Below are 13,758 nucleotides of genomic sequence, written 5' to 3' on the forward strand. Positions count from 1 at the left end.
ACACGATGCCGGCAGGATAGGCAGCCATGGATAAAAGAAAAATAGGCTAGGATTCCGGATATTCCGGACATTGAAGTCCGTACTGAAGGAATCCGGCCATGGACAGCCTGAGCGGTATCGGTGTTTTCGTGCTGGTGGCGGACACCCGCAGCTTCGCGGAGGCGGGGCGCACCCTGGGCGTGTCGCCGTCGGCGGTGGGCAAGAGCGTGGCGCGGATGGAGGCGCACCTGAAAGTGCGCCTGTTCCACCGCAGCACGCGCCACATCACCCTGACGCCCGAAGGCGAGAAGTTCCTGGAGCGGTGCCGCCGCATCCTGTGCGAAGTGGAGGCCGCCGAACTGGAGCTGTCCGAGGCCGCCGGCACGCCCAGCGGCCGCCTGCGCGTCAGCCTGCCGCGCTACAGCCGCCTGTTCGAGCCGGCCATCGCCACGTTCATGAAGCAGTATCCGCAGGTGCGGCTGGACCTGGATTTCACCGACCGGATGGTCGACGTGATCGGCGAGGGCTACGACGCCGTGGTGCGTTCCGGCGAGATGCAGGACTCGGGCCTGAAGCGCCGGCGCCTGGGGCAGTTCCGCCGCATCCTGGCGGCCTCGCCCGATTACCTGGCGCGCCACGGAACCCCGCGGCGCGCCAGCGACCTGCAGCGCCATTGCTGCCTGCATTACCGCTATCCCAGCACGGGCAAGCTGGAGCAATGGCCCTTGAAGACGGCGGCCGGCGCGCCTGCGCCCGAACTGCCGCTGACGCTCGTCTGCAACAGCGTGGAGACCCGCATCTTCCTGGCGCTGGGCGACCTGGGCATCGTCTGCCTGCCGGATTTCACCATCAGGCAAGAGCTGGCTTCGGGCCGGCTGGTGACCGTAATGGATGAACGCACGCGCGGCAACGCCACCATGTGGGCGCTGTGGCCGGCCAGCCGCCATCCCTCGCCCAAGCTGCGCGTGTTCATCGACCATCTGGCGCGGCATCTGTTCGATTGAGACTCCGGCGGCGCGGCAATTCCCGCGCCCGGCGCGGGGCCGTTCAATGGCGCGGCCCGCTTTCGGGCAATAATGATACGTATTTCGTTTTCGACAACCTCAAACCGGGTGCAGGCCGCGCAGCGGCGCCAGCGCGCCGCGGGCGGCATGCGCCCGGGGAACAACAAGATGCATTCCAGAAAAAACAATCTGTGGCGCGCCGGCTGGCTCGCCCTGGCGCTGGCGGCGGGGCCGGGCGCCGCGTCGGCCCAAAGCGCGCAAGGCGTGGTGGCTTCCGGCACGCCGGCGGATACGCCGCTGGCCCTGGCCAAGGGCGAATTCGTGGCCGGCCAGTGGGAGGCCGCGCCTGGCGTGACGCTGGACCTGCTGGACGCCGACGGTCGCCACCTGCGGCGCCTGAGCGATGCCGAGCGGCCGGCCGGCGGCCTGATGCTGGTGGCGCCGGCCGACGGCCGCTATACCGTGCGGGCCAGCGGGCAGGGCGCTTATCGCTGGACGTTGAACGAACGCGTGCCGCTGGCGGCGCAGCGCGCGCCGGCGCCCGCCATCGACAGCCCGCGCCTGGCGGCGCTGGCGCGCGAACTGGCGCGAGGCGGCAATACCGACGCGTTCTGGCGCGAGATCGCGGGGCAGGGCACGCCGCTGGTGGAGCCGGTCGACGCCGGGCGCGACCGGGTGACTTTCCTGTGGCGCGGCGCCGAGCGCAACGTGCGGCTGTTCGGCGGTCCCGGGCAGGACCACACCATGCTGACCCGCCTGGGCGCGTCCGATGTCTGGTACGCAAGCTTCGTGCTGCCGCGCTCGACGCGGCTTTCGTACAAGCTGGCGCCCGACGTGCCGGAACTGCCCGCATCGGACACGGCGCGGCGGCGCGCCATCCTGGCGACGGCGCAGGCCGACCCGCTCAATCCCAAGGCCTATCCGGCGCGCGGCATTGACGCCTTCCAGTACGCCTCGGTGCTGGAGCTGGCCGACGCCGCGCCCGAACCCTGGGTGGCGCCGCGCGCCGGCGTGACGCCGGGCGAGGTGCAGACGCGGTCGATCACCAGCGCCATCCTCGGCAATACCCGCGATATCCAGCTGTATCGCCCGGCCGGCTGGCGTCCCGGCGCGGCCGACAATCACGTGCTGGTGCTGTTCGACGCCGGTCCGTACCTGAACCGCGTGCCCACGCCGACCATCCTCGACAACATGATCGCGGCCGGCGTGATTCCACCGACGGCGGCGCTGCTGATCTCCAACCCCACCGCCGAATCCCGTGGCGTCGAACTGCCGCCGAATCCGGACTTCGCCGAGTTCCTGGCGCGCGAACTGATGCCCTGGGCGGCGCGCCAGGGCATCGCCGCGCCGGCCGCGCGCACGGTGATCGGCGGCTCCAGCTATGGCGGCCTGGCGTCCTCGTACGCCGCGCTGCGCCACCCGGAAGTGTTCGGCAACGTGCTGAGCCAGTCGGGCTCTTACTGGTGGGGCCAGCCTGGCGGCGAAGACCAGTGGCTGACGCGCCAATACGCGGCGGTGCGCAAGCTGCCGATCCGCTTCTACCTGGTGGCGGGCCGGTTCGAGACGGGCCGCGCCGGCCAGCCGGGCATCTTCGAGACCAATCGCCACCTGCGCGATGTGCTGCGGGCCAAGGGCTATGTCGTCACGCACCAGGAGGTGGCCGGCGGCCATGACTACCTGAGCTGGCGCGGCACGCTGTCGGACGGCCTGATCGAGCTGATCGGCAAGGGCGCGCAGGCGCGGTGAAGCGGCGGGCGGGGAAGGATGCTATATGATGATTGTCATATAAATACTTCCGCCCGCGGGCTTCCCCATTCCCGGGCTTTCCCATTCCCTTTGCCGGAGCATTGCGCATGACCTCCGATTCGACCCGCGCGGACGCCGCCGCCCGCGACGCGACCGCCTCTTCCCCGTCCACCGATGCCAACCGCGCCGCGCGGCGCGAACCCAGCCTGGTCGACCAGACCGGCGCCGGCCTGGACGGCCTGGCGCAATTGCGCGCGCTGCTGGCATCGGGGCGCAAGCCGGGCATCCTGGTGTCGCTGGATTTCGATTTCGTCGAAGCCGAGGAAGGGCTGGCGGTGTTCGCCGGCACGCCCGGCCCGCATGCCTACAACCCCATCGGCACGGTGCACGGCGGCTATGCCGCGACCTTGCTGGATTCGGCCTGCGGCTGCGCGGTGCATTCGCGCCTGTCGGCCGAGCAGGCCTACACCACCCTGGAACTGAAGGTGGCCTATCACAAGGCCATCACGCGCCACAGCGGCCGGCTGCGGGCCGAGGGCCGGGTGCTGTCGTTCGGCCAGCGCGTGGCCTACGCCGAAGCCAAGCTGACCGACGCCGAAGGCCGCCTGCTGGCTTCGGCCACGTCAACGCTGCTGGTGTTCGCCCGCCCGCCGGCCTGAAGGCGGCGAACACGGCGGGCACGAGGCCGGGACGGGGGCCTGGCCCGGCAGGCATCGGCCGCCCCGCGCGGCGACCACGGCATTGGCGTAGTATCGTCGGCCTGCCAAGAAAAAAAAGCGGAGACAACACCATGAATGCAGCCACGCCTGCGGCCGCCGGCCGCCTGAACGATATCGTCGCCATGCCCGCGCATGCGCTGTCGGACGCGATCCGGCAGCGCCGGGTATCCTGCCGCGAGGTCATGGCGGCCTACCTGGACCATATCGATGCGGTCAACCCCGCGCTCAATGCGCTGGTGGCGCTGCGCGAGCGCGCTGAACTGCTGCGCGAAGCCGACGAGCGCGACGCGCAACTGGCCGCCGGGCAGTGGCTGGGCTGGCTGCACGGCATGCCGCAGGCGCCCAAGGACCTGACCGCCGTGCGCGGCATGGTCACGTCGATGGGGTCGCTGGTCTACAAGGATCAGGTGAGCCAGCAGGATTCCATCCTGGTCGAACGGATGCGGGCGGCCGGCGCGATTTTCATCGGCCGCAGCAACGTGCCCGAGTTCGGCCTGGGTTCGCACACTTACAACCCCGTCTACGGCACCACCGTCAATCCCTACGATGCCACCAAGAGCGCCGGCGGCAGCAGCGGCGGCGCGGCGGCGGCCCTGGCGGCGCGCATGCTGCCGGTGGCCGATGGCAGCGACTTCGGCGGCTCGCTGCGCAATCCGGCGGCATTCTGCAACGTCTACGGCATGCGGCCGTCGGCCGGCCGCGTGCCCAACGGGCCGTCCACTGAAGTGTTCCTCAAGCAACTGTCGTACGAGGGCCCGATGGGCCGCACGCCGCGCGACGTGGCCCGCATGCTGTCGGTGATCGCCGGCCACGACGCCCGCGCGCCGCTGTCGCTGGGCGACGATCCCGCCGTTTTCGCGCAGCCGCTGGACGCCGACCTGCGCGGCAAGCGCATCGGCTGGCTGGGCGACTGGGACGGCTATCTGCCGATGGAGCCGGGCATCCTGGACCTGTGCGCGCAGGCGCTGGCCGACCTGCAGGCGGCCGGCTGCCGGGTCGACGACTACCGCGTGCCGTTCGCCGGCGAGCGGCTGTGGCGCATCTGGCTGGCGCACCGGCACTTGATGGTGGGCGGCCAGTACCACGACCTGGTGCGCAACCCCGAAACCCGCAAGCTGGTCAAGCCGGCGCTGATCTGGGAAGTCGAGGGGCTGGACGGCATGACGGCGCGGCAGGTCTACCAGGCCACCGAGGAGCGCAGCGCCTGGTACCAGGCCGTGCTGCGGATGTTCGAGGACGTCGATTACCTGGCGGTGCCATCGGCGCAGGTGTTCCCGTTCGACGCCAAGCTCGACTGGCCCAGGCAGATCGCGGGGCGGCCGATGGACACCTACCACCGCTGGATGGAAACCGTCACGCCCTGGACGCTGGCCGGCTGCCCGGTGATCAGCGTGCCGGTGGGATTCGGCGCGGCCGGCCTGCCGATGGGCATGCAGTTGATCGGGCCGCCGCGCGGCGACCTGGCGGTGCTGCAACTGGCCCACGCCCACGATCAACTGCGCGACTGGGTCGGGTCCCGTCCGCCGCAAGGCCTGTGGGGGTAGGAGAAAGGCCGCAGGCTTGCGGCCATTTCGTACGCCCTGTCACACCAAAAGACAAGTCCCGTGTAAGCAGGCTTTGCTTTTTCCCGACGGAGCGCGGCGGGAATACGGGGTTTCCCCTGTTTTTCCGTAGCTGAGAGGCCGCGCCTTTGCAATAATTGCTGACTATTCCCACACTCCGTCAGAAACGGGTGGAAGGCGGGCCGAAACGGCCGCCGGAAAAAAGTCGACGGCGCTGGCGCGGATGCTGGCGCCGACATTGCACAAGGGTCCCCGGTATGAAGAATCTGACACTCCGCGAGCGCATCATCGCCAGTTTCCTGGTGATCCTGGCCATCATGGCGCTGATGGTCGTGGTCGATTACCAGCGGCTGTTGCAGGTCGAAGCCGAGGCCAAGTCGATCAATACCGACGCGGTGCCCGGCATCTACTACAGCACCTCGATACGGGCGTCGTGGTTTGCCGGCTTCGTGGCGGTGCAGGACGCCTTCAACAGTGATACCGAACAGGAGCGCCAGGCCGGCCTGGCGGCGCTGCCCAAGAACGACCAGCACCTGAAGGACGACATCGAGCAATACCGCCGCACCGTGGTTCGCGGCGAGGACCAGCGCATGTTCGCCGATTTCGAGAAGGCGCTGCAGACGTACATGCGCATCCGCGCGGAAATCCTGGAGCCGGCCATGCTGGCCGATCCGGCGCGGGCCCAGGCCAAGATCAAGAGCGACCTGCGCCCCGCGTTCTACGCCGGCCGCGATGTGCTGGCCACGATGGTGGCGGCCAACAAGGAGCAGGCCGACGAGTCGGCGATCGGCATCCAGAAGGCGGTCGACAAGGCCGAAGTCGGCATGCTGGTGTCGTTGGGGCTGGCCATCGTGGCCGCCATCATCTGCGGCGTGTTGCTGCTGCGCGCCATCGTCAACCCCATGAGCGCCATCGTCAAGACGCTCGAGGCGACCGGCGGCGGCGATCTGACACGCCGCCTGACGCTGGCCCGCAAGGACGAGTTCAATGCCATCGAGAGCGGCTTCAATGGCATGGTGGACGAGCTGACCGGCCTGGTCGGCAAGACCCAGCGCTCGGCGGTGCAGGTGGCCACGTCGGTGACCGAAATCGCGGCCACGTCCAAGCAGCAGCAGGCCACCGCATCGGAAGTGGCGGCCACCACCACCGAGATCGGCGCGACCTCGCGCGAGATTTCCGCGACCTCGCGCGAACTGGTCCGCACCATGACTGAGGTCTCCAGCGCGGCGGAGCAGACGGCATCGCTGGCCGGCAGCGGCCAGGTGGGCCTGGCGCGCATGGAAGACACCATGCGCAACGTGGTCGGGGCGGCGGGCTCGGTCAACGCCAAGCTGGCCATCCTGAACGAGAAAGCGGGCAATATCACGCAAGTGGTCACCACCATCACCAAGGTGGCCGACCAGACCAACCTGCTGTCGCTGAACGCGGCCATCGAAGCCGAGAAGGCCGGCGAGTACGGCCGCGGCTTTGTCGTGGTGGCCACCGAGATCCGCCGGCTGGCGGACCAGACCGCCGTGGCCACCTACGACATCGAGCAGATGGTGCGCGAGATCCAGTCGTCGGTGTCGGCCGGCGTCATGGGCATGGACAAGTTCTCGGAAGAGGTGCGCCGCGGCATGGCCGACATGCAGCAGGTCGGCGACCAGTTGTCGCAGATCATCCAGCAGGTGCAGACGCTGGCGCCGCGCGTGCAAATGGTCAACGAAGGCATGCAGGCGCAGGCCACCGGCGCCGAGCAGATCAACCAGGCATTGCAGCAACTGAGCGATGCGGCCCAGCAGACGGTGGAATCGCTGCGCCAGTCGAGCCTGGCGATCGAGGAGCTGACGCTGGTGGCCAACGACCTGCGCAGCGGCGTGTCGCGCTTCAAGGTCTGATTCCATGCCCGACCTCGCCCCGATCCCGTCCGCGGGGGCCGGCGCCGGCCGCCGGCTGTACCTGCTGTTTCGCATCGGCGCCGACCGCTATGCGCTGGACGCGGCCGACGTGGTCGAGGTGCTGGGCATGCGCCCGTTCAAGCAGGTGCCGGGCACGCCGGCCTGGATGGCGGGCATGTTCGATTGCCACGGCGCGGCGGTGCCGGCCATCGATCTGAGCGCGCTGGCCGGAGCGGGCGCGGCGGCCAAGGTGACCAGCACGCGGCTGGCGCTGGTGCGCTATCGGCCCGCCGGCGAGCGCGACGCGCGCCTGCTGGGGCTGATCCTGGAGCGCGCCACGGAAACGGTCCACTATGACCCCGCCGCCTTCCGGCCGGTGGGCCTGGATATGCCGCAGGCCCGTTACCTGGGCCCGGTGCTGAGCGACGGCCATGGCATGGTGCAGGCGCTGCGGGTCGTCGACCTGTTGCCGGAGCCGGTGCGGGCGATGCTGTTCCCGGCCGGGGGAGCGCAGCCATGATGCTGGTGGACGACTTCAGCGCGGTGCTCAAGCGCAAGATGGGGCTGGACAGCGGTTCCATCGGCGCGGCCGCGGTCGAGCGCGCGGTGCGTCATCGGATGCAGTCGGTGGGTAGCGACGACGAGCACGACTACCTGATGCGCCTGCAGACTTCGCCGGCCGAAATGCAGCAGCTGATCGAAGCGGTGATCGTGCCGGAGACATGGTTCTTCCGGTATCCGGAATCCCAGGAGGCGATGGCGGCGCTGGCGCGCGAGCGCCTCTTCGCGCCGGGCGCCGAGGCGCGCCAGTTGCGCGTGCTGAGCGTTCCCTGTTCCAGCGGCGAAGAACCGTACTCCATCGCCATGGCGTTGCTGGACGCGGGCGTGCCGGCGGAGCGCTTCCAGGTGGACGCTGTGGACATCAGCGAACGCATGGTGGCGTTTGCCCGGCGCGCCTGCTACGGCCGCAATTCATTCCGCGGCGAATCGCTGTCGTACCGTGACCGCTATTTCACCGAAACCGCCGATGGCCATCAACTGACGGAGCATGTCACGGCGCGCGTGCGCTTGCTGGCCGGCAACCTGTTCGACCCGGCCCTGCTGCCGAACGCGGCGCCGTACGATTTCGTGTTCTGCCGCAATCTGTTGATCTATTTCGACGCGCCCACGCAGGAGCGCGCGGTGACGGTGCTCAGGCGTTTTGCCCGCCACGACGGCATCCTGTTCGTGGGGCCGGCCGAGACCAGCCTGATGACCGGCCGGCGCCTGCCGGCCGTGCCGCTGGCGCGGGCGTTCGCCTTCCGCGCCGAGCCCGTGCCGCCGACCGAGGCCGCGCCGGCCCGGACGGCGGGCGCGGCGAGCGGGCGTGCCACGCCGCCGCCCGTCGTGGCGCCGCGCGCAGCCCAGCCCTGGACGCCGGCCGCGCGTCCACAGCCCTACACGCCAGCCGCCCCGGCGCGGCCGCATGCGGCATCCCTGGCGCCGCACGGAACGACCGCGCAAGCGGGCCAGGACACCGCGGCAGCCCTGCGCGAGATCGCCGCCCTGGCCGACCAGGGGCGGGTGCGGGACGCCCTGGCGCAATGCCGCGCCCATCTCGAACGGCACGGCGCCAGCGCCGAGGCTTTGTACCTGCTGGGCCTGCTGCAGGACGCCGACGGCGACACGCGCGCGGCCCAGGCTGCCTACCGCAAGGCGCTGTACCTGGACCCCGCGCACCGGGAAGCGTTGCTGCACCTGGCGGCGCTGATCGCGGCCGAAGGCGACCATGAAGGCGCCCGCCGCTTGCAGGCGCGCGCCGCGCGCCAGGAGGCCCGCCGTGAGTGATTTCCCGGATTCGCTGGATTCGCTGGCCAGGCTGGCGGAGGTGGACGACTGCTGGAACCGCATCGGCATCCGCGGCGACAAGCGCTGCGAGCGCCTGGTCGGCTACGTGCATTGCCGCAACTGCCCGGTGTACGCCGACGCCGCCAAGCGCATCCTCGACCGCCTGCCGCCGCAGGCCGAAGGCGCGGACGACGGCGCCGGCGCGGCCCAGGCCGGCCGGGGGCGGCTGTCATCGCTGCTGGTGTTCCGCCTGCAGGGGGAATGGCTGGGCCTGCCAACCAAGGCGCTGGACGAAGTGGCGGGCACGCGCCCGATCCTGACCCTGCCGCACCGGCGTGACCCGGCGGTGCTGGGGGTTACCAACATGCGCGGCACGCTGACGGTCTGTGTCTCGCTCGGCCGGTTGCTGGGCCTGGAGGGGACGGCGGCCGAGAGCGGCCGCGAGCGGCCGGCCGCGGCGCGCATGCTGATTTTCGGCGGCGCGGGCCGCGCCGTGGTGTTGCCGGTCGACGAGGTGGAGGGTATTCATGGCGTGGACCTGGAGGCGCTCGAAGCCTTGCCGGCGACCATCGAAGGCGCCAGCCTGAAGTACTCGCGCGGCGTGGTTCGCTGTGGCGCCCGCAGCGTCGGCGTGCTGGACGAGACCCTGTTGATGCAAGCCTTGGAACGGAGCCTGGCGTGAACCCGGACCAGATGCGCGATGCCTCGCTGCTGGAGCTGTTCCAGCTGGAAACCCGCAATCAGGTGCAGGTGCTGAACAACGGCCTGCTGGCGCTCGAGCACGACCCGACCTCGGCGCCGCAGCTGGAAGCCTGCATGCGCGCGGCGCATTCGCTCAAGGGCGCGGCGCGTATCGTCGACCTGTACCCGGCGGTGCGCATCGCGCACGCCATGGAGGACTGCCTGGTGGCCGCGCAGGAAGGCCGGCTGCGCCTGCAGGCCGCCGACATCGATGCGCTGCTGCTGGGCGCGGACCTGCTGCAGCGGGTTGCCACCCCGGGCGTCGAACTGGGCGAAGAGATCGACACGCTGGTGACGCGCCTGTCGAATGCGCCCAATGCGCCGCCGGCCGCGCCGGTGGTCGAGCGGCCGCCCAAGCCTTCGGATTTCCTGCCGCCCATCCACCAGCCCGATGATCCGCCGCCCGCGCCGCCGCCGGCGCGCCGCAGTTCGGACCAGACGCTGGGCGAGGGTGAGCGGGTGCTGCGGGTCACCGCCGATACGCTCAACAAACTGCTCGGCCTGTCCAGCGAAACCCTGGTCGAATCGCATTGGATCGCGCCGTTCAGCGCCTCCATGTTGCGGCTGCGGCGGCTGCAGTCCGGCGCCGGCCAGGCGCTGGACAGCCTGCGCGCCTCGCTGGCCGGCGTGCACATCGACGCCCGCAGCCAGGCGGCGCTGGATGACGCCCAGCGCATCGTCGAGGCCTGCCAGCGGGAACTGGCGCAGCGCGCCAGCGAGGTCGATGAGTTCGGCTGGCGCATGGGCCACCTGGCGCAGCGCCTGTACGACACCGCGCTGGCCTGCCGCATGCGGCCGTTCGGCGACGGCCTGGGCGGCATGGCGCGCATGGTGCGCGACCTGGGACGCTCGCTGGGCAAGCAGGTGCGGCTGGAGGTCGAGGGCGATTCGACCCAGGTCGACCGCGACATCCTGGACAAACTCGACGCCCCGTTGATGCACCTGCTGCGCAACGCGGTCGACCACGGTATCGAGATGCCGATGGATCGCCTGGAGGCCGGCAAGCCGGCCGAAGGGCTGATACGGCTGTCGGCGCGTCACGCGGCCGGCATGCTGCTGATTGAACTGAGCGATGACGGCGCCGGCATTTCGCTCGATCGCCTGCGGGTCGAAGTGGTGCAGCGCAAGCTGACCAATGCCGAGACCGCGGCCCGCCTGAGCGAGGCCGAGCTGCTGGAATTCCTGTTCCTGTCCGGCTTCAGCACGCGCGGCGAGGTCACCGAGATCTCGGGCCGCGGCGTCGGGCTGGACGTGGTGCAGACCATGGTGCGGCAACTGCGCGGCGCCGTGCGCATCCACCAGCAGACCGGCCAGGGCACGCGCTTCGTGCTGGAGATGCCGCTGTCGCTGTCGGTGGTGCGCAGCCTGCTGGTCGAAGTGCAGGGCGAGATCTACGCATTTCCGCTGGCCTACGTCAGCCACGCGCTGCAGGTGCGGGCGCAGGACATCGAGCAGCTCGAAGGGCACCAGCATTTCCGCTTCATGGACCGCCAGATCGGCCTGGTGTCGGCGCGCCAGATCCTGCGCTCCGGCGCGCCGGCGCCGGCCGCTGAAACCCTGCCGGTGGTGGTCGTCGGCGACCACGACAGGCTCTACGGCATCGCCGTCGACCGCTACGTCGGCGAGCGCACCCTGGTGGTGCAGCCGCTGGATCCTCGCCTGGGCAAGGTGCAGGACGTGATGGCCGGCTCGCTGATGGACGATGGCACGCCGCTGCTGATCCTGGATGTCGAGGATATGCTGCTGTCGGTGCAGAAGCTGGTCGAGGGCGGCCGCCTGGCGCGGGTGGATGGCGGCGGTCCGGTGGCGCAGGCGCGCCGGCGCAAGCGCGTGCTGGTGGTGGACGATTCCCTGACGGTGCGCGAGCTGGAACGCAAGTTGCTGCTGAACCGCGGTTTCGATGTGGCGGTGGCGGTGGACGGCATGGACGGCTGGAACATGCTGCGCAACGAGGCCTTCGACCTGGTGGTGACCGACGTGGACATGCCGCGCATGGACGGCATCGAACTGGTGTCGCGCATCAAGGCCGATCCCAAGTTGCAAAGCCTGCCGGTAATGGTAGTGTCCTACAAGGATCGAGAAGAGGATCGGCGGCGCGGGCTGGACGCGGGCGCCGACTATTACCTGGCCAAGGGCAGTTTCCACGACGACGCCTTGCTGGACGCCGTGGAAGACCTGATCGGAAAGGCGCGGACGTGAGAGTCGGAATCGTCAACGATATGCAGATGGCGGTGGAAACCCTCAGGCGCGTGATCGCGCTGGAACCAGGGCTGGAGGTCGCCTGGGTCGCGTCCAACGGCCTGGAGGCGGTGCAGCAATGCGCGCAGGACCGGCCCGACGTGGTGCTGATGGACCTCGTCATGCCCGTCATGGACGGCGTCGAGGCCACCCGCCGCATCATGGCCGAAACGCCTTGCGCCATCGTGGTGGTCACGGTGGACGTGGCACGCCATACCGCGCGCGTGTTCGACGCCATGGGCTACGGCGCGCTGGACGCCGCCGACACGCCGGTGGTGGGCGGCGCCGACCTGCGCAGCGCGGCCGCGCCGCTGCTGCGCAAGATCCGCAATATCGGCTGGCTGATCGGACGCTATGGCAATAACCGCACCGCGCTCACGCCGGTGGTCCGCGACGCGGCGCAAGCGGGGCCGTCGCAGGGCCTGCTGGTGATCGGCGCCTCCGCCGGCGGTCCGGCGACCCTGGCACAGTTGTTACGCGATATTCCGGTCACGTTCCCGGCCGGCATCGTGCTGGTGCAGCATGTGGACGCCTCGTTCGCCGCCGGCATGGCCGACTGGCTCAACGATCAGGTCGAATTGCCCGTGCGGCTGGTGCGCGAAGGCGAGCGGCCGACGCCAGGGCAGGTGCTGCTGGCCGGCACCGACGACCATCTGCACCTGGTGGCCGATGGTACGCTGCGTTACACCGAGAATCCGAAGGAAAGCCTGTACCGTCCCTCCATCGATGTATTTTTCCATAGCGTCGCGCAGCACTGGCGCGGGCTGGCCGTCGGCGTGCTGCTGACCGGCATGGGACAGGACGGCGCCCGTGGCCTGAAGGCGCTGCGCGACCGCGGCTGCCTGACCATCGCCCAGGACCAGGCCACCAGCGCGGTCTATGGCATGCCCAAGGCGGCCGCCGCGATACAGGCCGCGGTCGAAATCCGGCCGCTGGACAGGATCGCACCCCGCTTGATCCAGGCTTTTGCCTGAGGCGGCGGACATTGCTAGCAATCAAGGAAAGACACTATGCACCCTCCCATTGACAGCCCGGCTTCGGCCGACCTGAACTCGCACGCGGCCATGGTGCTGCTGGTCGATGATCAGGTCATGGTCGGCGAGGCGATCCGCAGGGCCCTGGCCACGGAGGGCAATATCGACTTCCATTACTGCTCCGATCCGTACAAGGCGCTGACGGTGGCGGTGCAGACCCGGCCCACCGTGATCCTGCAGGACCTGGTGCTGCCCGGGGTGGACGGCCTGAGCCTGGTGCAGGAATACCGCAGCCATCCGGTCACGCGCGATATTCCCATCATCGTCCTGTCGACCAAGGAAGACCCCGCCATCAAGAGCGCCGCCTTCGCGGCCGGCGCCAACGACTACCTGGTGAAGCTGCCCGATTCGATCGAGCTGGTGGCGCGCATCCGCTACCATTCGCGCTCGTACCTGGCGCTGGTGCAGCGCGACGAGGCCTACCAGGCGCTGCGCCAGAGCCAGCAGCAATTGCTGGAAAGCAATATGGAACTGCGCCGCCTGACCAATTCCGATGGCCTGACCGGGCTGGGCAATCGCCGCTATTTCGACGAATACCTCAACGCCGAATGGCTGCGCGCGCGCCGCGACGGCCGCGAAATCAGCATGCTGATGATCGACGTGGACCATTTCAAGTCCTACAACGATACCTACGGCCATATCGCCGGCGACGAGGCGCTCAAGCGCGTGGCCAACACCATCTTCGCCAGCTGCGACCGTTCCACCGACCTGGCCGCGCGCTTTGGCGGCGAGGAATTCGCGCTGGTGCTGCCGGGCACGCCGGCGGGCAGCGCGCGCCTGGCCGCCGAGAAACTGCGGCGCGCGGTCGAGGCCATGCAGATTCCGCAGAAGGACAACGGCGGCGGCCCCTGGCTGACGGTCAGTATCGGCACCGCCACCGCCGTGCCCGTGGTCGACCAGCCCTGCACGGATCTGATCCAGATCGCCGATCGCGGTCTTTACCAGGCCAAGCGCCAGGGCCGCAACCGCGTGGTGCAGGGGCCGCTGCCGTCGGCCGGGGACACGCCGGATCCGGTCTGATGCGAGGCCGG

11 protein-coding genes are annotated in these 13,758 nt (G+C 69.7%); all 11 read left to right on the plus strand.

Annotated features, from left to right (window positions below; genetic code table 11):
- Positions 1 to 98: 98 nt before the first annotated feature.
- The 11 genes from DK459_RS05825 (at position 99) to DK459_RS05875 (ending at position 13,747) form a co-directional block, all read left to right on the plus strand.
- Positions 99 to 983: a LysR family transcriptional regulator gene (locus tag DK459_RS05825; RefSeq protein WP_054498789.1), complete on the plus strand. Its 885-nt coding sequence runs from the start codon at positions 99 to 101 to the stop codon at positions 981 to 983.
- Between the two features lie 168 nt (positions 984 to 1,151).
- On the plus strand, positions 1,152 to 2,729 hold the full coding sequence (locus DK459_RS05830) for an alpha/beta hydrolase-fold protein (protein ID WP_110134606.1): 1,578 nt from the start codon (positions 1,152 to 1,154) through the stop codon (positions 2,727 to 2,729).
- A gap of 107 nt (positions 2,730 to 2,836) precedes the next feature.
- Complete coding sequence (locus DK459_RS05835; RefSeq protein WP_020928093.1) at positions 2,837 to 3,388, plus strand: PaaI family thioesterase; 552 nt, start codon at positions 2,837 to 2,839, stop codon at positions 3,386 to 3,388.
- 131 nt (positions 3,389 to 3,519) lie between these two features.
- Positions 3,520 to 4,992, plus strand: a complete 1,473-nt coding sequence (locus tag DK459_RS05840) for an amidase (protein WP_054498790.1) — start codon at positions 3,520 to 3,522, stop codon at positions 4,990 to 4,992.
- Between the two features lie 275 nt (positions 4,993 to 5,267).
- Positions 5,268 to 6,887: a methyl-accepting chemotaxis protein gene (locus DK459_RS05845; protein WP_006385136.1), complete on the plus strand. Its 1,620-nt coding sequence runs from the start codon at positions 5,268 to 5,270 to the stop codon at positions 6,885 to 6,887.
- Positions 6,888 to 6,891: 4 nt separating this feature from the next.
- Complete coding sequence (locus DK459_RS05850; protein ID WP_110134534.1) at positions 6,892 to 7,407, plus strand: chemotaxis protein CheW; 516 nt, start codon at positions 6,892 to 6,894, stop codon at positions 7,405 to 7,407.
- Complete coding sequence (locus DK459_RS05855; RefSeq protein ID WP_110134535.1) at positions 7,404 to 8,714, plus strand: CheR family methyltransferase; 1,311 nt, start codon at positions 7,404 to 7,406, stop codon at positions 8,712 to 8,714. The genes DK459_RS05850 and DK459_RS05855 overlap by 4 nt, the downstream gene beginning before the upstream one ends.
- Positions 8,707 to 9,396 carry a chemotaxis protein CheW gene (locus tag DK459_RS05860; RefSeq protein WP_107315833.1) on the plus strand — a complete coding sequence of 230 codons (690 nt, stop codon included), beginning with the start codon at positions 8,707 to 8,709 and terminating at the stop codon, positions 9,394 to 9,396. Before DK459_RS05855 ends, DK459_RS05860 begins: the two co-directional genes overlap by 8 nt.
- Positions 9,393 to 11,654: a hybrid sensor histidine kinase/response regulator gene (locus DK459_RS05865; RefSeq protein WP_024069155.1), complete on the plus strand. Its 2,262-nt coding sequence runs from the start codon at positions 9,393 to 9,395 to the stop codon at positions 11,652 to 11,654. The genes DK459_RS05860 and DK459_RS05865 overlap by 4 nt, the downstream gene beginning before the upstream one ends.
- Entirely contained in the window at positions 11,651 to 12,667 is a 1,017-nt protein-coding gene (locus DK459_RS05870) for a chemotaxis response regulator protein-glutamate methylesterase (protein ID WP_024069154.1), read from the plus strand. The genes DK459_RS05865 and DK459_RS05870 overlap by 4 nt, the downstream gene beginning before the upstream one ends.
- 36 nt (positions 12,668 to 12,703) lie before the next feature.
- Complete coding sequence (locus DK459_RS05875; RefSeq protein ID WP_020928086.1) at positions 12,704 to 13,747, plus strand: PleD family two-component system response regulator; 1,044 nt, start codon at positions 12,704 to 12,706, stop codon at positions 13,745 to 13,747.
- Positions 13,748 to 13,758 lie beyond the last annotated feature (11 nt).

It is taken from the genome of Achromobacter sp. RW408 (genome assembly GCF_003184165.1).
Taxonomy (GTDB): domain Bacteria; phylum Pseudomonadota; class Gammaproteobacteria; order Burkholderiales; family Burkholderiaceae_B; genus Achromobacter; species Achromobacter xylosoxidans.